General features: G+C 71.3%; 1 protein-coding gene. It reads right to left on the minus strand.

The annotated features are described in order from the left end of the window. A partial coding sequence (locus tag OP79_RS49565; protein WP_033330119.1) for a transposase occupies positions 1 to 202 on the minus strand: 202 nt, incomplete at both ends.

Consider the following 202-nt stretch of genomic DNA (forward strand, 5'->3'; position numbering starts at 1 on the left):
TTCCAGGGGTCCGTTGGACGATTTCCATGTCGATGCCGAGGGCGGCGGCGTGCTCGACGAGGTGCTGGCGGTAGCCGCCGTCGACCCAGACCTTGCGGATGGCGGGGTGCGCGGCCGCGACCTGGTCGACCAAGTGGGTGCCGGCGGCGGAGTCCTGCACGCTCGCGGCCGTAACCAGCACCGCGAGCAGCAGTCCGAGCGT

The organism is Streptomyces yerevanensis (assembly GCF_000716805.1).
GTDB lineage: Bacteria > Actinomycetota > Actinomycetes > Streptomycetales > Streptomycetaceae > Streptomyces > Streptomyces flaveus.